Raw genomic sequence first — 19,444 nt, forward strand, 5'->3', positions numbered from 1 at the left:
TAGGCGCGACGCGCCGCGGCGTCAAGCGTCAAAGCGGCAGCCGCTCATTCGCACGGTGGCACAACGCCCTCGTGCGCCTTCGGGTTATAGCCGGCACCCTGGCCGACGATGGCCTGCGCTGCTGGTGCGGCCGCCGCCGTCATCGCCGCAGGCAGGGCCTTGGCCAGCTTTTCGCGCTGACGATCGAGGCATTCCTGATTCAAGGGAGCCTGTTGCGAACACGCGCCACTCTCGCTGAGAGCCGCCTTCACCTCCGGGACAGTGGCGTGATGCGCTGCCCACTTGAACTCGAGGAAGTAGGCGCTGGCGCACGCGACATCCGAATACTGGGCTGCGCAGGTGCCTTCGGCATCCTCATCGGTCACCCCGGGCGGATTGCACTTGACATAGCCGCAACTGCCGCGCACCCAGGCTGAAAGAGTCCGCAGCGGATCGTCCTGCAAGCGGCTGATCTTCGACGGCAGATCCTTCGGCGAAATTGCCAGCCCGTCCGGACTCTTCAGCCACGTCAGGTTTTCTTTTTCCATGTTCTTCCAGAAGGCATCCTCCTTCATGGTCGACCAATCCCTGAGCAGGTAGGCGTAAAGTTTCTTCTGCTTGTCGGGGATGTCCGCGTTGTACACGGCGGCCGACAGGTGGTGATGGTCGGTCAGGTAGAACTTCCCGCCCGGGCCTCGCACGAGGGGAACCCAGCGATTGTCCTCGAGCAGCCAGTCGTTGAGTTTGCCGTCCTTGGCCTTGCGCGTGATCTTGCCCGACTTGCACGCCGCTGCGCCCATTCCCACCGCCGACTGTGTTGGGTGGAGATCTTTCACGTCGATCCAGCACCCCTTCTTCTTCTTTTCTTTGAAGGTGACGATCTTGACCGGTGGAACGTCGGTCGCGTCACCGCTCGCGGCACTCATCCCCTCATCATAGTCAACAAGCTTGACGACCCTGGTGTCCTTGCCACACTCGGGAATCCGCTTTTGCCAGTCATCCTTGCCACCGCTAGCGTTTGCCGTCGCCGCCAAGCCGGTCATCAGCAATCCTGATAGCATTATATTGAGCGTACGCATGCGTGTCCTCCTTGTCTACCAAAATGGGGAATGGAATTGATACGGATATGCAGTTCAACCGCATCGTCCCGAGTATCCACAGCGTCGGCACAACAGTCAATCGAACATTCTTATGATGGCCGACCGAGATTGGTCACCGATGAGCAGTACACACACAGGCGCGCCGACTACGCGTCCTCGACAGCGATTCACTCATGCGGTCACTGGCATGCGTCAACCGCCACAGTCGAGGAACGACCGACACCAATGCGGTGGCGGTTCAACGATCGAGCAGCCCCTGTGTCTGGCGCGGCTTGGCAGGCGGAGTCTTCTCCATACGCACCGCTGGCGGCTGCGCCCGGTCCAGTTGGCCCGGCATGGGTAGCGGCACTGGCCGCCCCACCGGCGGCGGCATATAGGGACGGGGAAAGATGCCAGCGACCTGGCGCAGGTAGAAACTCACCGGTCGGGCGCGCGTCAGCACCCTGCCATCGCGGTCGACGATCGCTGCATCGAGCTGATAGCGCTGGTTGACTGGCGGCAACGCATCCCCCCAGAACTCCGGTGCTATCACGAACTCGGTGGCGGTGAAGCGCTGCCCGACCGACCGACCGTTGATGCTGACGGCAATCGAGTGGCCCTCTCCCAATTGCAGCGGGGGTTCCGGAGCGACCCGCACTTCAAAGAGCGCGGTGTTCGCGGCGACGCTACCTTCGTCTTCCGGGAAGACGATCGTGAAGCGCCGGTAGGCAGGCGCTGCCGCCGCTGGTTTGGCGGTTTCATGGGGCACGCTGACCGCCGGGAGTGTCTTGCCGACAGGGATCGGTTCGATCACGTTGAGCGGGGACAGCGTTACCGGTGTAGCACCGGGCGCTGCCTTATCCGAGAAAACCGGGTTGCCACCGGCGCTGCGAGTGACGAAGACGTCTTGCTCGCCGGCGCCGACCTCAACGGATAGCAGCAGCCACGCCTGCACGACAAGCCCGACTCCCCTCACCCTCCCGTTGCGCCACCAACCAAGCGGGCGAGTAGACCATTGACGTGTGCCCACCTCGCTCGATCCTCTACCGAACCACCAAGGCAAGCGCCCTGAAAGCAACCCTCGGTCGGTTTCGCAGCCATTGACAGCCACCGCCGCCGGGTAGGGAGCGATCAACGGTCCGAGCAGCCACCGACCTGGCATTTCACGAAGCGAAGTTGCATTTGTCACGAAAGATCGGTGCCGGGAAGCGGGCGTTTCTGACGGGACCAGGGCGAGGATCCCGGCCGATTCCGGGCGTGCCGCCAGTACGTCGTGTCGGCGCCGTGCGTCGCCCGCAAGGAACCGGGCAGGCGTGCGTGGTCGGGGAAAACGTTGATCGGCGGAGCGAGCGACGGCAGCAGTCGGCATAGCGACAACCTGCGGCTTGCCCCGCTTGCAGCACCGCTGCCTGCCGTACACCTCACGTTATCGGAACAAGTGCGCACAGCGAGGCGTCACGCGTGGGGGGAGCGAGCACACCTGGCGCGGACTTCGCGGGGATACCTGCCAGTCGGGGCATTGGTCACGGACGTCGTCGAGCAGCGGGCAAGCATGCCAGCTACGCAAGCAGTGAACGGAGTCTGGCCTCAAGCGGATCCAGAACCTCGGTGTCACCCCAGTACTGCGTGTGCGACATCGGATTCCAGCTCTTCAGGAGCCAACCCATGATCCCGCTGCCAGCGTTGACCGCATGATCGGTGACCACCCTGGCATATTCGTCGGACATGTCGGCCAACGGCCAGCCGAGGACGTCGTCCTGGTCATAATAATTGTGCCACTCGAAGTGCTCGTTGGGCCGGATCGGTACGATATCCTCCTTGGCATGAGCGGCGACAAAAATCGGGATGTTGCAGCCGGTGGTGATGAAGAGCCGGAACGACTTTCCCTGCAGGAAGGAAATCTCCTCGCCCGTCAGCGGTCTGCCACCGGTGATCTGCGCTTGAACGCGCCCGATGTCTTGCCAGATGCCGACCCGTGGAGGATTCCCCATCGCTGCCTGGTGTGCGTCCCAGAAATAGTTGGACGTCACCTGACATCCCAGAGACTGGGCAAGGATCAAGACGGGACCGCTCATGGACATCGCCTCGCGGGCAAGCAATAGCTCGCGCGCAATCTTGATTTGCGCCTTTGCGTAATCGCTGCCTATCGGCTCCTTGCCGCTCTCGAGTCCCGCGGCGTCACCAAAACCAAACAACACGAACTTTCGCAGATCGTCCCACTTGACGCGGCTCGCCACCGACTTCCAGACGCGGTCCTCATTCGGCTGGAGGACGTCTTGATAGTAGACCTTGCCAACATGCAGGCTGCCGAACAACTGGCCCAGTCGATGACGCAGGTCACTGACGATCTGCGCGTTGTAGTCCTCCTCGGTGCGACCCATTCCGTGGACCGTGAGCAAAGCGGCCTTCTTCGGCATGACAATCTCCTTTGCATGGCGATGATAAAGTAGGTATGGCTACTACGGTGCAGGGCATGCGGCGCCCCGCGCGGGCAGGCCAGTCGTCTTGCGGTCTGCGGAAACAGCCGGGCGGATGCCGCCGGTTGACCACATCGCCCGGCAGACGTCTGCATCATGATTGACTTGTGATCCAAAGCTTGCATCGCGGCAATGGAAGCTCGCCGACAAGTCGCCTGAAACCTGTCCCATGGCCGTTGTCTCCCGCGCCGAGAACGAAAGCTGCAGCCACGGGAACAACCGACCTGTGACGGCAAGAGGATAACACCCGGGGAATTGTACCCGACGGTAGTCCCCCGTCAAAACGACAGCTTGCGCGGCTTTGGCGTCGTCCACGCTGGACCCCCGCAGCCTGCCGGCTGCGCGTGGCTCGACCCCCAGCGTCGCATCTCGCGCAGCATCGTCTCGGTGAGTCAAGGTCCCGTCCTGCGCTTCCCGTACGCTGCGCGACCGATGCCGGGTGCGTCCGCGCTGTTAAGATACTGCCAACGCAGCAGCAAAGTAATCTCGCAGCCAACGCCGGGGTACCCTCTCGGTCGCACTGTCGGGACCGTCGATCGCGCCCGTTCAGCTTACGGCGACTGCGCCCGCAAGCTGGACCGACAGGCCGCGCGTAGCTGAGCGCAGCAAACTGTGGCTGCACCTTGAAGCTGTGGAGAAACGACCACTGACCCGAAGCAACTCAGCGACGCGACAGGAATATGCACACAAATCAAGACGTAGCAAGAGGGCCAGAAGCAGCCCACACGCCAATGATGCAGCAGTACCTGCGTATCAAGGCGCAGCACCCAGACCTCCTCCTCTTCTACCGGATGGGCGACTTCTACGAGCTGTTCTTCGACGACGCAGAGAAAGCGTCGCGCCTGCTCGACATCACGCTAACGACGCGCGGTCAATCGGCCGGACAACCGATCAAGATGGCCGGTGTGCCCTACCATGCGGTCGAGCAGTATCTGGCGAAACTGGTCAGGCTCGGCGAATCAGTAGTCATCTGTGAGCAGATCGGCGACCCGGCAACCAGCAAGGGGCCGGTCGAGCGCGCCGTTGCCCGTATCGTTACACCCGGCACCCTGACCGACGCCGCACTGCTCGACGAGAAACGCGACACACTGCTGCTCGCCCTGTCTGTGACCAGACAGCTCGCCGGCCTGGCCTGGATCAACTTGGCGAGCGGCGATTTCCGTGTCTGTGAGGTGGCCCCGGGGAAACTCGCGGCCACCCTCGAGCGCATTCGCCCGGCCGAGATCATCGTACCGGAAAGCCTGGTACCGAGTTTCGCGCCGGACGCCGTGCTGGCGCGGCGGCCCGACTGGCATTTCGACAGCGAAACCGCGCAGCGCGAACTCTGTGCGCATTTCGGCACCAGTTCGCTTGCCGGTTTCGGGACCGACGGCCTGCGGCCGGCGATCGCCGCTGCCGGCGCCCTGCTGCGCTATGCGCAGGCGACACAGGCACGCGCCCTCCCCCACCTGCAGGCGCTGATCGTCGAACGTGATGCCACTTTTCTCGGCATGGACACGGCGACGCGCCGCAACCTCGAACTCACCGAAACGCTGCGCGGTCAGCCGGCGCCGACGCTCTACAGCCTGCTCGACAATTGCAGCACGGCGATGGGTTCGCGACTGCTGCGCCACGCCCTCCATCACCCGTGGCGCGACCCGGCAATCCCAAGCGCCCGTCATGCGGCAATTGCGATGCTCCTCGACGACGGTGGGTGCACGCTGCGCGAGCTGCGGCAGAGCCTGCGTGGTCTTGCCGACATCGAACGGATCGCCGGTCGCATCGCACTATTTACAGCACGCCCACGCGACCTGTCCAGCCTGCGCGACAGCCTGCATCGTCTCGACCCACTGCGCGCGCCACTCGCCGCGACAGCGGCGCCGATGCTCGCGGAGTTGCATGCGCAGCTGACCACCCCCGCGCTCGCGCTCGACTTGCTGAGCCGTGCCATTCTGCCCGAACCCGCTGCCCTGATACGCGACGGCGGCGTCATCGCCGGCGGCTTCGACACCGAGTTCGACGAACTGCGTACGCTGAACGACAACTGCGGCGCCTATCTGCTTGCGATTGAGGCGCGCGAACGGGAACGCACGGGCATCGCCAATCTGAAGGTGGAGTACAACCGCGTGCACGGCTTCTACATCGAGGTGACAAACGCCAACGCCACCAAGGTGCCGGACGACTATCGGCGCCGACAGACCCTCAAGAACGCTGAACGCTATCTGACTCCCGAGCTCAAGGCCTTCGAAGACAAGGCCTTGTCGGCACAGGAGCGCGCTCTGACGCGCGAAAAGCTGCTCTACGAAGGCGTCTTGACGAGCTTGCAGGCAGATCTACAGCAGTTGCAGACAATTGCGCACGCCGTGGCCTCGCTCGATCTGCTCGCCGGCTTCGCGGAGTCGGCGCGCCTGCGCAACTACTGCCGACCCCTCTTTTCCTCGGAGCCGGGGCTGCTGATCGAGGGCGGGCGGCACCCGGTGGTAGAAGGCCAACTCGCCGGTGGAGAAACCTTCATCGCCAACGAAACTCGCCTCACCGACGAGCGTCGCCTGCTGCTGATCACCGGCCCGAACATGGGCGGCAAGTCGACCTACATGCGGCAGACCGCCCTGATCGCGCTACTCGCCCACGTCGGCAGCTATGTACCGGCGACGCGTGCAGTTCTCGGCCCCCTCGATCAGATCTTCACCCGCATCGGCGCAGCCGATGATCTCGCCGGCGGACGCTCGACCTTCATGGTCGAGATGACCGAGTCGGCGGCCATCCTGCATCACGCCACCGAACGCAGCCTGGTACTCATGGACGAAGTCGGACGCGGAACCTCGACCTTCGACGGGATGGCACTGGCTTTCGCCATCTGCCGCCACCTGATCGAAAAGAACCGCTGTCTGACGCTGTTTGCCACCCACTACTTCGAACTGACACTGCTGGCCAACGAGTATGGAGAACTGGCGAACGTCCATCTGGATGCGGTCGAACATGGCCAGCGAATCGTCTTCTTGCACGCGGTCGAAGAAGGCCCGGCCAATCAGAGTTACGGAATCCAGGTCGCCGCACTCGCCGGCATTCCGTCGCCGGTGGTCAGGGCGGCGCGCCGCCAATTGCGCGAGTTCGAGCAACGTGCGTCGATCAACCCTCTGCAACCGGATCTTTTCGCGACGGCACTGGCCAACGCCGCCGACGAGCGCGAGCTTCCGATCCACCCGGCTGTCGAGCGCCTGGCGTCGATCGATCCCGATCAACTGACGCCACGCGAGGCACTCGACGCCCTCTACGAGCTGAAGTCGCTACTCACGTGACGCGCCTTCGCTGGATGATCACAGCGCTGCTGTTGGCGATCGCGCTACTCCTTGCCCACCCTGTCGGGGCCGAAACATGGCGCTTCGCCGTGATCGGCGACACGCCGTACAACAGCTACGAAGCGCGCGAGCTGGGGCCGATGCTCGAGGATGTTGCCGCCGCCCACGTCAGCTCCATCGTCCACGCCGGCGACTTCAAGGACAGCGGGGCGGTCTGCAGCGACGAACTCTTCGAAAATCGTCGGAGCCTTCTTGACGCCTCGCCAGCCCCCCTGATCTACGTCCCCGGCGACAACGAATGGGTCGACTGCCGCCGCCTGGGTACTGGGTTGGTATCGGTAGCGTGCCGAGCAACGAGTTTGTCGCCCGCAACCCGGTGCTCATCGACTGGCTCCGGCAGGGCTTTGCCGACGCCCGGCACGAGCAGTCACTCGGAATCGTCATCGTCATGCAGGGCAACCCCGGCTTCAAGGAGCATGCCGCAGGCTTGACGCACGCTGGCTATCGGCAATTGCTTGCAGCGCTACGCCAGGAGACCCTGGACTTCTCCGGTCAGGTGTTGTTGGTGCATGGCGACACGCACCGGCAGCGTATCGACCAACCGCTTCGCCATCCGACATCGCGTCTGCCAATTGCCAACTTCACCCGCCTCGAGACCTTTGGCTACCCGTTCATGGGGTGGGTGAAGGTCATCATCGACACCGACCATCCGCCGCTCTTTCGCTTCGAGATCTACCCGCACCAGCGCCATGGAACGCTCGCACGGCAGCAGTGCCTGTCGACACGCAACACGACAGGCTCTAGACTGGTACGCTAGACGGCGTCGTGAGGACGGGACCATGAAGCTCATCTCTTTTCTGTGCAGCACCTGGACCTTGCTGCTGCTTGGCCTGGGGCCTTTGACGTCGGCCGCCGGCGAAATCGTCATCGGCCAGATCGCCGCTTTCAGCGGCCCCCTGGCCCCGACCGGAAGCCACATGCGCGCCGGCGCGCAGCTCTGCTTTGACCCGGTAAACGCGGAGGGCGGAGTCCACGGCGCCACGCTTCGCCTGATCGCGAAGGACGACGGCTACAAGAGCGACGAGACCGTCCGTCTCGCCCGCGCCATGCTCAAGGAGTCGCAGCCACTGGCATTCATCGGTTTCGTCGGCACCGGCAACGTTGAAGCGATGCTCGAGCAGAAAGTCCTCAGCGAAGCCGGTATTCCCTTGATCGCCGTCCGTAGCGGCGCCGCGTCGCTGGTGCGCAGGAACGACCCATTTCTGTTCATCACCCGCGCCAGCTATGCTGAAGAGGTCGAGAAGATCACCGAGCAGTACGTAACCACTGGCTACACGCGCTTCGCGATCCTTTTCCAGAACGATGCCTTCGGGCTCGACGTGCTGGCCAGCGCCGAACAGGCCATCACCAGAGCCGGCGGCTTTCTGGTCGCCAAAGGTTCCTACGCGAAGAACACGACCGAAGTCGAAGCCGCCGTCAAGACCATCGGGGCAGCCAAACCGCAGGCAGTGATCATGATCGCCAACACGGCGGCCAGTGCTGAGTTCGTGAAACAGTCACGCGCCGCGGGTTACTTCGCGCAGTTCGTCGCGCTGTCGGTGACCGATGCCGCTCAGGTGGTCAGTCGGATCGGTGCGGACAAAGCAGAGGGACTGGTCCTCACGCAGGTCGTTCCCGATCCGAACAGTCGCGCCGTTCCCTTGATCCGGGAAGTTCAGGACAACTTCGCAAAGTTCGCCCCGAAGGAAGTGACCGCCAATCACACCTTTGTCGAGGGCTACCTCGGCGCCAAGGTGCTGGTCGAAGCGCTGCGCCGTGCCGGTCCAAACCCGACACGCAAGAAGCTGCGCGACACCCTCGAGGCGATGAAGAACTACGACGCCGGCGGCGTCTTCATCACCTTCTCGGCCAACAGACACGCAGGATCGCGCTTCGTCGACATCACCATCCTCAATCGCGCCGGCAAGTTGCTGCGTTAGCGAGCGACGTTCAGAGGAACAACGCGCGCCAGACCTCGAGCAGCAGGCGAACGGCACCGCTGATCAGCAGGGCGACGCTCACCGAGAGACCGATCGAGAACCAGGCCTCGCGCCAGCCAATCGTCCGGATCATCACTGCGAAGGTCGACACGCAAGGGATGTAGAAGGTGAGGAAAACCAGGAAAGTCGCGATCTGCACCCAGTCGAGCAGCGGCACGATCTCCAGCGTTCCCAACGCCTGATAGACCATCAGCAGCGAAAGCTCCTTGCGCAGGATACCGAACAGGATCGGCACGCCAAGCAGTGCCGGCAGGCCGAGCCACCAGGTCGTGACCGGCAGCAGCAAAAAGTTGATCACCTTGTCGGCAGCGAAGTGATTGAGCAGGGCCAGCACAACGCTGCCGGCGACCAGCAGCGGCGTGACGATGGTCACGATGTCCCGGGTCCGTTCCCAGGTCTTGCGCAGCACGCCACGCCAGTCGGGCAGCGCATAAGGTGGAATCTCCTGGATCAGCCCGACAGCCGCTTCCGGGTAGCGCCGGGTGAGCAGTCGACCCAGAACCGCCAGGACGCCGGCGGTCAGCGCAAAGATCGCCATCACGCCCAGCCAGCCCAGGTACTTGCCACCCATGGCCAGAATGATGGCCGAGCGCGCCGAACACGGAACGAAGGCGAGCAGCAGCGTGGCGACAAGTCGGTCCTTGCCACCGGTCGTCGTGGCCACCAGCGATATGGCCGGTACGTTGCAGCCCAGACCGACCAGGAACGACGAGGCGACACTGCCGTGCAAGCCGATGTGGTGAAAGCCGCGGTCAACGACGAAAGCGACACGGTGCATGATTCCGGATTCTTCGAGCGCGACCAGCAGCAACACCAGCGGCAGCATGTAGGGAACGGCAATACCGACCAGACCGATCAGACCGTCAGCGACAGCACGCCCGACAACACCTGCGGTCGACTCCGGCTGCCACTGTTGTACCCACTCCATCAGTGGCGCCGCAGTCCAGGCGTCGAGGATCGAGCTGACCCTGAACACCATCAACAGCACCAAAGCGAAAACCGCCATGCTCCCGAACAGGCCGCCTTGCGGATGCAGGAACACGCCGTCGAGCAAACGCTGCCAGCGATCGGCGTCGGCCGCCCCACCGAAGCGCGTCACGTTCTCGAACAGGACAGCCGCACGATGATGACGGTCAGCGTGCAACTCCTCGGACAGCGGGCGCGGCAGATGGATTTCTGCGTCGGTGCGCGCCGCCATCACGGCTGGCAGCAGCGTCGGGAAATGGCAGGCCAGTTCCTGCAGGAAGTAGTCATCGTTCTCGGCCAGTTGCATCAGCAGGAACGGCCAGGGTACGCGAAAAGCCTCCTCGACCTCGCAGCGGGCGAGCAGCGAGCGCAAATCCCTGAGACTGGCATCGATGTGGGCGCTGGGCAACTGCGGAACTGCCGGTGCCTTGCTGCGGGCCGCCGCCAGCACCGCCGCAAACAGATCGGCGACACCCAGGCCCATGTGCGCGACCGTCGGCACCACGGCCACGCCGAGTCGATCCGACAGCGCGCGGGCGTTGATGTACAAGCCCTTGTGACGCGCCTCGTCGACACGGTTGAGGGCAATCACCAGTGGTTTGCCGAGCAGGCTCAGTTCGAAGCACAGCTCGAGATCCGGCTGCAGCGTCGTTGCATCGACGACATGAATCAACACATCGGGCGGGTTGAAAGCAACCACGGGTTGATCGGCCTCGTGTGCAGCCACCGGCGGCCAGTGATCGCCCCAGAGGAGGTATTTGATGACCACGCGATCGGCCACGCTCAGCGAGTGCAAGGAGACGAGCGCTGGCAGATCGACCAGCGAGACCTGTTCCAGACCGACGTCAACCAGGCATTCGTCATAGGCATCGCCGTCACGCAGCAGTCTCTGGTGCTGCGGCGAAGCACTCGACGCGGCTAGAAACAGAGCGCTCTTGCCAGTGCGCGGCCGCCCGACCAAGGCAACGCGCGGGCCCCGATCGCCACGCAACAGAACCCGCGGTACAGCAACCGTCGACAGGCCCGATCTCACATCACGGCCTCAGCATCACGCCGACTGTCCAGCCGCAGGCGCGGCGACGAGCCTCTCCCTGCCTGGCCTTCAGCGAACGCCCAGCGGTCGTGGCGGGCAAAAGGACAACGGCGACGGGCCAGCTGGGGGCCGCCGGCAGGCCCGACGGCAAGCGGCGTGATCGGCCGGCTTTCCGCAAGTGATGCTCAATCGTCGTCGTCGCATTCGTCGTCGTGCATGTGCCCGTGTCTGATCTCGTCAGCGGTGGCCGGTCGAACATCGGTCACGGTGCAGGTAAACACCAGAGCCATTCCGGCCAGCGGGTGGTTACCGTCAAGAACCACCTTGTCCTCGGCGATTTCCGTCACGCGATAGATCAGCACGTCCTCATCATCATCGTCATCGTCGGCGCCTTCCGGCACGCCTTCGAACTGCATGCCTACCTGCAACTCGTCGGGAAACTGGCCGCGCGGTTCGACCTGGACCAGCGCCGCATCGTACTCGCCAAAGGCATCGTCTGGCTGCATCTTCACGATCACGGACTGGCCGATGGTCTTGCCGTGCACAGCTTCTTCAATCAGCGGAAAAATGTCATCGTAACCCCCGTGCAGATAGACGAGCGGCTCCTGACCGGCATCGACCAGATCACCATCAACATCGGTGACGCTGTAGTCGAGCGTGACAACGGTATTCTTGGCAACATGCATGTTCATGAATTCAGTTCCTTAACCGCGCGCAACATCTGGAGCGCATGGCCTTTGGCGTTCACTCCGTAGAGCGCGAGGCGGAGGACACCTTGTTTGTCGATGACGAAAGTCGAGCGCAGGATGCCGTACTTCTTGACACCGGCCACTTCTTTCGCCTGCCAGACACCGTACTGCTCACAAGCCGACCCTTCCGCATCCGACAGAAGGGACACGGAAATCCCGTGTTTGTCCCGGAACTCCGCATGCTGAATGCAGTCGTCGCGGCTGATGCCGATGACCCTGCAATCCAGCCGCGCAAACTCATCCTCATGATCGGAGAAATCGGTGGCCTGCAAGGTGCAGCACGGTGCGTCATCTCTGGGATAAAAGAAGAGAATGACATTGTTCCTGCCCTGAAACTGGGCAATATCGATAAGTTCCATATCCGCATCGGGGAGGACGAACGTCGGAGCTACCTCTCCTGCTTTCAGCATGGTGCCCCCTCAAAGACCCTTCCCGATCGCACGGAAGCGAGCGGGTGACGCCGATTCTACCAAGGTTCCGGCACCTGACTACAACAACGCGACAACGGAAGCACACGGCAAGCTGGCGACTGCGGGGCGATCGATCACCGCGGTCGGGCCGGACCAGGACCAGCGGACAGGAGGAGCAGCGGCATCGATGTCCGGCGAAGCGCACAGCATGCAGCTCGGCGACAGCATCTTTGGGCACGACCACAGGGCGCGAACAGGCCGACGCCGTGCGAGTAGCCAACAGGCGACGCCAGCGGGCTATCGCGCCGCTGGTTTCACCGCTTCCTTCGCCGTCGCGGGCCTGGCCGCAGCCTTGTCGGCGACTGGGGCAACAACCTGTCCGGACGCCGGCTTGTCGGGAATCTGCACAAAGACTTCGTCCTGCCTGACCATACCGAGTTCAAAGCGCGCACGCTCCTCGATCGCGTCGTAACCCTGTTTCAGGTCTCGCACCTCGGCGTCGAGCCCAGCGTTGCGCATCTCCAGCTGCTTGTTGGTATCCTGCTGTTGTCGCAACTGCCGATCGACATCCCAGACCCGCAGCCAACCGCCCTTGCCCAGCCACAGCGGATGCTGCAGCAGGACAATCAGCACGAGTAGCGTAACAGCCAGCCAGCGCACAGCAGCGGGCGGTTCGGTCAGGAGAGGTTGTAGAAAGCGTCACGCCCAGGATAACCTGCCGTATCACCGAGATCTTCCTCGATGCGCAGCAGTTGATTGTACTTGGCGATTCGGTCCGAACGTGACAGGGAACCCGTCTTGATTTGCAGCGCATTCATACCGACGGCGATGTCGGCGATCGTGCTGTCTTCGGTTTCTCCGGAGCGATGGGAAATCACTGCCGTATAGCCAGCCCGCTTGGCCATTTCGATCGCGGCAAAGGTTTCCGAGAGGGTGCCAATCTGATTGATCTTGATCAGGATCGAGTTGCCGATGCCCTGTTTGATACCTTCCTTGAAGATCCGGGTATTGGTGACGAAGACGTCGTCACCGACAATCTGGATGCCTTTCCCGAGACGAGCGGTGAGCACTTTCCAGCCATCCCAGTCGCCCTCGGCCATGCCGTCTTCAATCGAGACGATCGGAAAGCGATCGGCCAGATTGGCGAGATAATCGACCAGTTCGTGCGAGTTCAACTGCAAGTTCTCGCCAGCCAAGTGATACCGTCCGTCTCTGTAGAGTTCGGAGGCGGCACAGTCCAGGCCAATCAGGACATCTTCGGCAGGAGCATAACCGGCATTCTCGATCGCGTGCATGATCAACTCCAACGCTTCGGCATGGCTACCGAGGTTGGGTGCAAAACCACCCTCGTCACCCACTGCCGTCGAAAACCCCTTCTTGTGCAGCAGCTTCTTCAAGGCCTGGAAGACCTCGGCACCGCAGCGCAGTGCCTCGCGAAACGAGTTCTGACTCACCGGCAGAATCATGAACTCCTGAAAGTCGAGGCTGTTGTTGGCATGCTCGCCACCGTTGACGATGTTCATCATCGGCACCGGCATCTGCATCGGCCCGGACCCACCAAAGTATCGGTACAGCGGCAATCCCGACTCCTCGGCAGCAGCCTTGGCCACCGCCATCGAGACAGCAAGGATCGCATTGGCACCGAGGCGCGCCTTGTTGTCGGTACCGTCGAGATGGATCAGCGTCTGATCGATGAACGCCTGCTCCTGCGCGTCGAGACCAATGATCGCCTCGGAGATCTCGGTATTTACATTCTCGACGGCCTGTAGCACGCCTTTGCCCAGGTAGCGGGCGGAATCACCATCGCGCAGCTCAATGGCCTCGCGCGACCCCGTCGAAGCGCCGGAAGGCACAGCGGCCCGCCCCATGACTCCGGACTCGAGCAGAACGTCACATTCGACGGTGGGATTGCCGCGCGAGTCGAGAACCTCGCGGGCGACAACGTCAACGACAGAGCTCATGATTTTTCCCTTGTTGTCAATAATGTTGGAGTGATGATCCCTCAACGTCCGGCGCATTCATGTCAGACGAGTTCCTCGAAGCCAGCGCACTTGACCGCTCGATCGAGCGCCACCAGCGTCGTCAACAAACCTTCCATTCGCGCCAGTGGCCAGCTGTTCGGCCCATCGGACAGGGCCGTTTCCGGGCGCGGATGGGTTTCCATGAAAAGCCCGGCAATCCCCACCGCGACCGCAGCCCGCGCCAGTACCGGAACGAATTCGCGCTGGCCGCCGGATGCGCTCCCCAGTCCACCGGGTAGCTGCACCGAGTGCGTAGCATCGAAGACGACCGGACAAGCCGTTTCGCGCATGATCGCCAGACTGCGCATGTCCGAAACGAGGTTGTTGTAGCCAAACGATGCACCGCGCTCGCAAACCATGATTGACTCGGCACCAGCCGCGGCCTCCCTGGCCTTGGCGACGACGTTGCGCATGTCGCCCGGCGCGAGGAACTGCCCCTTCTTGATGTTTACCGGCTTGCCGGAGGCGGCAACGGCCTCGATGAAGTCGGTCTGACGACAGAGAAAGGCTGGCGTCTGCAGCACGTCAACGACGGACGCCACGGCAGCGATATCCTGTTCGCGATGCACGTCGGTAAGCACCGGAACGCCAATCTGACGGCGCACCTCGGCAAGGATCTGCAGGCCGGCGTCAAGGCCCGGTCCGCGCGGCGAACGGCCTGAACTACGGTTGGCCTTGTCGTAGGAGGCCTTGAAAATGTACGGCAGGCCGAGGCGACTACAGATCTCGTGCATCTGCCCGGCAACCTCGAGACACAAATCCAGAGACTCTGCCGTGCAAGGACCGGCGATGAGAAACAACGGCTGGTCGATCCCGGCCTCGAAGTGGCACAGCTTCATGCCTTGGCCCGGTGCGCTGCTGCCGCCTGAACAAACGAGGTAAACAGGGGGTGTCCGCGCCGCGGGGAGGAGGTGAATTCGGGATGAAACTGACAGCCGATGAACCACGGGTGAGCGGTCGCTCCGTCCTTTGGCAATTCGATGATCTCGCACAGGTCGGTTACCGGCGCCCGCCCGGAAACCACCAGGCCGCTCTCTTCGAGGCGGCCGAGCAACAGGCTGTTGACCTCGTAGCGGTGACGATGGCGCTCGATGATTTCGCTCTGGCCGTAGATGGCGCGGGCCAGCGTCGCGTCAACGAGCTTGCAGATCTGACCACCCAGCCGCATCGTACCGCCGAGGTCCGAGTTCTCGTCCCGCTTTTCCAGGCGGCCGGACGCGTCCTGCCACTCGGTGATCAGGCCGACCACCGGGTACGGCGAATCCTGGTCGAACTCGGTACTGTGAGCGCCGCTCATGCCGGCCACATCGCGCGCAAACTCGACGACCGCAAGTTGCATGCCGAGGCAGATGCCGAGAAAGGGAATCCTGTGCTCGCGGGCATGGCGAATCGCCGCGATCTTGCCCTCCGTGCCACGTCGCCCGAAACCTCCAGGAACGAGGATCGCGTCCATGCTTTGCAAGGCGGCACAGCCGTTTCTCTCGATCTCTTCGGAATCGATGTAGCTGACCTGGACCTTGCTGCGCGTGGTGATGCCGGCATGGACCAGCGCCTCGGTCAGCGACTTGTAGGATTCGGTCAGGTCGACATACTTGCCGACAAAGGCCACATTGAGCACCCGTTCCGGATGTTCCAGCGCGTGCACGATCGTCTTCCAAACACTCAGATCAGCGGCCCTGGCCAGGATCCCGAGCTTATGGCAGACGATCTCGTCGAGCATCTGGTCATGCAGCATGGCCGGGATCTTGTAAATCGAATCCGCATCGCGTGCCTCGATCACGGCCTCACGCTGAACGTTGCAGAAGAGGGCCATCTTCCGCTTGTCGTCCTCGGGAATCGGTCGATCGGTGCGGCACAGAAGGATGTCGGGCTGAATGCCGATCTCCCGCAACTCCTTGACGGAGTGCTGCGTTGGTTTGGTCTTCAGCTCACCCGCGGTCGAAATGTAGGGAACCAGTGTCAGATGCATGTAACAGGCGTTGCTTCGCCCTTCCTGCAGACCCATCTGGCGGATCGCCTCCAGGAAGGGAAGCGACTCGATGTCGCCAACCGTGCCACCGACCTCGACGATCGCCAGATCTGCCCCCTCCGCTCCACGCCGGATGTGGGCCTTGATCTCGTCGGTAATGTGCGGAATCACCTGAACTGTCTTGCCGAGATACTCCCCGCGCCGTTCCTTCTTGATCACGGAATCGTAGATCTGGCCGGTCGTGAAGTTGTTGCGCCGTTCCATGCGCGCATTGGTAAAGCGTTCGTAGTGACCCAGGTCGAGATCGGTTTCGGCGCCGTCTTCGGTGACAAACACTTCACCATGCTGGAACGGACTCATCGTTCCGGGATCGACGTTGATGTAGGGATCGAGCTTGAGATGGGTGACTTTGATGCCGCGCGACTCGAGGATCGCTCCCAGCGACGCGGCTGCGATTCCCTTGCCAAGGGATGAAACCACGCCGCCAGTGACGAATACATATTTGATCATGGAGATGACTGCAGCGGGAAATCCAGATTGTAGCCGAAAACAGAGCCGCTCTCCAACGCTCGCAGTGACGCCAGCCGGACGTGCCGGCCGACTTTGCCGCTACCACGTCCGCTCAGCGAATGAACTCGCGGCTGATCTCGCGGAAAACGTCGGTGCCCGCCTGTCGCAACCATTCGAAGGCCACCATTTCGCGCGACACGATGTCCGCGCCGTGGCTACGCATGCGTGCCAGGGCCAGTTCCTTGTCGGCAGATCGCCGCGATCCGACGGCCTCCTCGACGACGAAAACCCGGCGACCCGCAGCAAGCAGGTCGAGCACCGTCTGCTGCACACAGACGTGCGCCTCCGTTCCGATCACAACGAACTGCGCACGATCGCCCCCGCAACGATTCCACAGTCCTCCCTCCGGAACGGCCGAAAAATGAAGCTTCTCGACCACGCATGCGTCCGGCAGCAAGCGCCGCAAGACCGGCAGGGTCGGCCCCAGACCTTTCGGATACTGCTCCGTGCAGATCACCGGGACACCCAGCCGCTGTGCCAGTCGGGTGAGCCACAGACTGGCTTCAAGTACCCGTTCAGCCTCGTGAATGGCCGGCTGAAGACGCTCCTGCAAGTCGACCATCAGCAAGGTCGAACGATCGATACGGATCAACATGGCAGTACCCTCCAGGCAGTCAAGCGTGTTGCGTCGGCGACCTTACCACCTATCATGTTTCGGCCCCCTGAAAGAACTTGGGAAGAGGCAGTGCGCTGGCAGCGCGTCTCAAGAGAAGGCGGAGGCCGCGTTTGAACCAGGAAAGGGCACTGCGATAGGCTTTGCGGACACTCCAATGGTTGGGGTCGGTCTGCTCACGGGCTTTTTTTCAGTGGCGGTGGGATTGCAGCGGGCGTCCTCCTGCCCGGCCTGAACACACCAGTACATGGCCAGCGCCATGATCAGGATAAGGCAATCGAGACGCTTGGGCGCTTCGAGTTTCGTATCCTCCAGGCGGAAGCCGCGGCTCTTGAAGTCCGAGAACATCGGTTCGATGGCCCAGCGCGCGCCGTAGTCTCGGACCGCGGCCCGGTTGGGCGGACAATCCATCGCGATGATCCAGGGCTCGGGGTGTCCAGGCTCATGCAGCACGCCAATCGCCATTGGGATGCCCGCTTCGAACAGACGCGCATTCGCCTCATAGCGCTCACGCACGCCGGCGGCCAACTCGCCGGTGGTCCCGATGCCAGCGCAACCGACATCAACCAACAGGTTCCCCTTCAGGCGCAGCCGATACTGCCAGCCCGTCGCGAGGAGCCACTCGAACAAGGCCACGGAGGGGTAGAATCGATCCGCCAGCAGCATCACCGCCGCGCCTTCGGGCAACCACGCCCGTACCTCCTCCAGCAGCACCTGCTGCCCGGCAAAGCCAATATTGGCCTCGCCTTCCTCGATCCGCCACACCAGCGGCAGCGATCGGTCGCCGCGGCGCACGCTGATCATCAATACCGCGAAGCGATCGCCCAAGTCGGTCTGGTCCATCGACAGCAGAATCGTCTGTCCTCCCGCCGCCGCTTGCTCCAGCGCTCGGCGAGCGAAGGGTTCAAGCACCCCCGCACTGCGGATCAGCCGGTTCGTCAGCAGTCGCCGCAACCACTGCTCGCGCATGTCCGCACGTTCCGTGTTCAGCGCCAGTAGCGTCGACAATTCCATCGTGTTCGGTGTGCGCGCCTGAATCATCGCCGCCACCGCTAGCGGTAGCTTTTTCAGGATCGTCTTGCGCATCCCAGGGAGGGCCTCTTCCAGACCAAACCGTACCTCATCCGCTAACTTATCTGTCTTTCCCATCGTCTCTCAATGTGTTGCCTCGTAGTAATGAGAGATTACATTAAAAGTGATGGGTGGTAAGCGTCGGCGACCTGCGTATCCCCTATCCCCTGATGGAGGCGCTGCCTTAACCGGCAGCGACCACCGCGCGATCATCGCCGGAGGCGACCCGCCACGTGATGGCCAGCCAGCGTCGCACGCAAGGAAGCGAACTGACATCAGCGGCGATGGTAATATGCGCAACGCGGGTCGCCAAGCACGAATGCGACATCGGCACGCGCCGGGAACCCGCGAAGATGTGACGGACCGGCGTGGAGCCGTAGCTAGGCGGAGTCCCGAACCGCCTTGGCATGACCCGGCCGGGATGTCTTGGAGTCACCGTCACGACACCCACGCCGTCGCATCGAAGACCGGGGATCACACGAACTGCAGCTTCATCGGGCAGGAAAGTCTCGCATATGAACATAGCCGCATCCCGCGCCACGCTCCTTGGCCTTGCCATGCTTTCGCTCGCCATCGCCGGTTGCAGCAAGCAGGCCGAGAAAGAACCCTCGGCGACAGCCAAGCCCCCAGCCGCGCCAGCAGCGACCGTCGAAGTGCTTGCAGCGGCCTCGCCACTCGCGCGCGCCGCGAGCCGTGGCGATCTGCCGGAAGTCAAGGCGCTCGTCGCGGCGGGTGCAAACGTCAACGTCACCGACGCGCTGGGCAGGACACCGCTGCACATGGCAGCCTTTTATGGCCGTACCAAAGTGTCGGATTGTCTGCTGACCAGCGGTGCGGATATTCATGCCAGGGACCGTGTCGGCATGACACCCCTGCATGCAGCGGTGCTCGCTGGCGCCCGCCAGGAGATGGAACTTCTGCTCGACAGGAAGGCCGATGTGAATGCGGCGACCGATGCCGGGCAAACACCACTCCACTTGGCGGCTGCGACCGGCCAGCCCAAGATCTCCCGCTTGCTGATCGAACGTGGCGCCGATCCGCGAAGCAAGGACAAGGACGACAGAACGCCCCTGTTCTATGCTTCCAGGAACAAGCATCCGATGACCACCGAAGTTCTGCAGCAGTACGCAACCAAGGATTGAGATCGAGCACTGTCGTCCACCTGGCAACCGGAATCACCCGGAGGCACT

The 19,444-nt window shown here is 62.7% G+C and carries 16 protein-coding genes; 4 read left to right on the forward strand and 12 right to left on the reverse strand.

Annotated elements, in window-relative coordinates:
- Positions 1-44: 44 nt before the first annotated feature.
- From CAP2UW1_RS16450 to CAP2UW1_RS16460, 3 genes are all read right to left on the reverse strand, one after another.
- Positions 45-1,058 carry a ParB/Srx family N-terminal domain-containing protein gene (locus CAP2UW1_RS16450; protein WP_015767756.1) on the reverse strand — a complete coding sequence of 338 codons (1,014 nt, stop codon included), beginning with the start codon at positions 1,056-1,058 and terminating at the stop codon, positions 45-47.
- A 259-nt stretch (positions 1,059-1,317) separates the two neighbouring features.
- Positions 1,318-2,013 carry a hypothetical protein gene (locus CAP2UW1_RS16455; RefSeq protein WP_015767757.1) on the reverse strand — a complete coding sequence of 232 codons (696 nt, stop codon included), beginning with the start codon at positions 2,011-2,013 and terminating at the stop codon, positions 1,318-1,320.
- 604 nt (positions 2,014-2,617) lie between these two features.
- Positions 2,618-3,475, reverse strand: a complete 858-nt coding sequence (locus CAP2UW1_RS16460; protein WP_015767758.1) for a hypothetical protein — start codon at positions 3,473-3,475, stop codon at positions 2,618-2,620.
- A 740-nt stretch (positions 3,476-4,215) separates the two neighbouring features.
- Between CAP2UW1_RS16460 and mutS the strand changes: the two genes are divergently transcribed.
- The 3 genes from mutS to CAP2UW1_RS16475 all read left to right on the forward strand — a co-directional run bounded on the left by mutS (position 4,216) and on the right by CAP2UW1_RS16475 (position 8,792).
- The gene (mutS, locus tag CAP2UW1_RS16465) at positions 4,216-6,813 is read left to right on the forward strand and encodes a DNA mismatch repair protein MutS (RefSeq protein WP_412566829.1); all 2,598 of its coding nucleotides are present in this window, start codon (positions 4,216-4,218) and stop codon (positions 6,811-6,813) included.
- A gap of 298 nt (positions 6,814-7,111) precedes the next feature.
- Complete coding sequence (locus CAP2UW1_RS25690; protein ID WP_041567886.1) at positions 7,112-7,630, forward strand: hypothetical protein; 519 nt, start codon at positions 7,112-7,114, stop codon at positions 7,628-7,630.
- Between the two features lie 22 nt (positions 7,631-7,652).
- Entirely contained in the window at positions 7,653-8,792 is a 1,140-nt protein-coding gene (locus CAP2UW1_RS16475; RefSeq protein WP_015767760.1) for an ABC transporter substrate-binding protein, read from the forward strand.
- A gap of 10 nt (positions 8,793-8,802) precedes the next feature.
- Here the strand turns inward: CAP2UW1_RS16475 and CAP2UW1_RS16480 are convergent, their stop codons facing one another.
- The 9 genes from CAP2UW1_RS16480 to CAP2UW1_RS16520 all read right to left on the reverse strand — a co-directional run bounded on the left by CAP2UW1_RS16480 (position 8,803) and on the right by CAP2UW1_RS16520 (position 18,332).
- The gene (locus tag CAP2UW1_RS16480; RefSeq protein ID WP_015767761.1) at positions 8,803-10,851 is read right to left on the reverse strand and encodes a ferrous iron transporter B; all 2,049 of its coding nucleotides are present in this window, start codon (positions 10,849-10,851) and stop codon (positions 8,803-8,805) included.
- A gap of 185 nt (positions 10,852-11,036) precedes the next feature.
- Positions 11,037-11,537 (reverse strand): FKBP-type peptidyl-prolyl cis-trans isomerase, encoded by a 501-nt coding sequence (locus CAP2UW1_RS16485; protein WP_081444291.1) that lies wholly within the window; start codon positions 11,535-11,537, stop codon positions 11,037-11,039.
- Between the two features lie 2 nt (positions 11,538-11,539).
- The gene (locus tag CAP2UW1_RS16490; RefSeq protein WP_015767763.1) at positions 11,540-12,010 is read right to left on the reverse strand and encodes a peroxiredoxin; all 471 of its coding nucleotides are present in this window, start codon (positions 12,008-12,010) and stop codon (positions 11,540-11,542) included.
- Between the two features lie 297 nt (positions 12,011-12,307).
- Positions 12,308-12,670 (reverse strand): cell division protein FtsB, encoded by a 363-nt coding sequence (gene ftsB, locus CAP2UW1_RS16495; protein WP_015767764.1) that lies wholly within the window; start codon positions 12,668-12,670, stop codon positions 12,308-12,310.
- A gap of 17 nt (positions 12,671-12,687) precedes the next feature.
- Entirely contained in the window at positions 12,688-13,971 is a 1,284-nt protein-coding gene (gene eno / locus CAP2UW1_RS16500; protein ID WP_015767765.1) for a phosphopyruvate hydratase, read from the reverse strand.
- 62 nt (positions 13,972-14,033) lie between these two features.
- Positions 14,034-14,870, reverse strand: a complete 837-nt coding sequence (kdsA, locus tag CAP2UW1_RS16505; RefSeq protein WP_015767766.1) for a 3-deoxy-8-phosphooctulonate synthase — start codon at positions 14,868-14,870, stop codon at positions 14,034-14,036.
- On the reverse strand, positions 14,867-16,510 hold the full coding sequence (locus CAP2UW1_RS16510) for a CTP synthase (RefSeq protein WP_015767767.1): 1,644 nt from the start codon (positions 16,508-16,510) through the stop codon (positions 14,867-14,869). Before CAP2UW1_RS16510 ends, kdsA begins: the two co-directional genes overlap by 4 nt.
- A 112-nt stretch (positions 16,511-16,622) precedes the next feature.
- Complete coding sequence (locus CAP2UW1_RS16515; RefSeq protein WP_015767768.1) at positions 16,623-17,165, reverse strand: hydrolase; 543 nt, start codon at positions 17,163-17,165, stop codon at positions 16,623-16,625.
- 108 nt (positions 17,166-17,273) lie between these two features.
- Positions 17,274-18,332, reverse strand: a complete 1,059-nt coding sequence (locus CAP2UW1_RS16520; protein ID WP_012806944.1) for a transposase — start codon at positions 18,330-18,332, stop codon at positions 17,274-17,276.
- A 437-nt stretch (positions 18,333-18,769) separates the two neighbouring features.
- On the opposite strand from CAP2UW1_RS16520, the gene CAP2UW1_RS16525 reads away from it, so the two are divergent.
- Positions 18,770-19,396 carry an ankyrin repeat domain-containing protein gene (locus CAP2UW1_RS16525; RefSeq protein WP_015767769.1) on the forward strand — a complete coding sequence of 209 codons (627 nt, stop codon included), beginning with the start codon at positions 18,770-18,772 and terminating at the stop codon, positions 19,394-19,396.
- The last annotated feature ends 48 nt before the right edge of the window (positions 19,397-19,444 follow it).

It is taken from the genome of Candidatus Accumulibacter phosphatis (genome assembly GCF_000024165.1).
GTDB lineage: Bacteria > Pseudomonadota > Gammaproteobacteria > Burkholderiales > Rhodocyclaceae > Accumulibacter > Accumulibacter phosphatis.

Excerpts from the sequence above, each read along its gene's own strand:
- CAP2UW1_RS16450 (WP_015767756.1), bottom strand. The coding sequence starts at position 1,058 with ATGCGTACGCTCAATATAATGCTATCAGGATTGCTGATGACCGGCTTG.
- CAP2UW1_RS16525 (WP_015767769.1), top strand. The coding sequence starts at position 18,770 with ATGAACATAGCCGCATCCCGCGCCACGCTCCTTGGCCTTGCCATGCTT.
- CAP2UW1_RS16510 (WP_015767767.1), bottom strand. The coding sequence starts at position 16,510 with ATGATCAAATATGTATTCGTCACTGGCGGCGTGGTTTCATCCCTTGGC.
- CAP2UW1_RS16515 (WP_015767768.1), bottom strand. The coding sequence starts at position 17,165 with ATGTTGATCCGTATCGATCGTTCGACCTTGCTGATGGTCGACTTGCAG.
- CAP2UW1_RS16475 (WP_015767760.1), top strand. The coding sequence starts at position 7,653 with ATGAAGCTCATCTCTTTTCTGTGCAGCACCTGGACCTTGCTGCTGCTT.
- CAP2UW1_RS16485 (WP_081444291.1), bottom strand. The coding sequence starts at position 11,537 with ATGCATGTTGCCAAGAATACCGTTGTCACGCTCGACTACAGCGTCACC.
- mutS (WP_412566829.1), top strand. The coding sequence starts at position 4,216 with ATGCACACAAATCAAGACGTAGCAAGAGGGCCAGAAGCAGCCCACACG.
- CAP2UW1_RS16460 (WP_015767758.1), bottom strand. The coding sequence starts at position 3,475 with ATGCCGAAGAAGGCCGCTTTGCTCACGGTCCACGGAATGGGTCGCACC.
- eno (WP_015767765.1), bottom strand. The coding sequence starts at position 13,971 with ATGAGCTCTGTCGTTGACGTTGTCGCCCGCGAGGTTCTCGACTCGCGC.
- kdsA (WP_015767766.1), bottom strand. The coding sequence starts at position 14,870 with ATGAAGCTGTGCCACTTCGAGGCCGGGATCGACCAGCCGTTGTTTCTC.
- CAP2UW1_RS16520 (WP_012806944.1), bottom strand. The coding sequence starts at position 18,332 with ATGGGAAAGACAGATAAGTTAGCGGATGAGGTACGGTTTGGTCTGGAA.
- CAP2UW1_RS25690 (WP_041567886.1), top strand. The coding sequence starts at position 7,112 with ATGGGTCGACTGCCGCCGCCTGGGTACTGGGTTGGTATCGGTAGCGTG.
- CAP2UW1_RS16490 (WP_015767763.1), bottom strand. The coding sequence starts at position 12,010 with ATGCTGAAAGCAGGAGAGGTAGCTCCGACGTTCGTCCTCCCCGATGCG.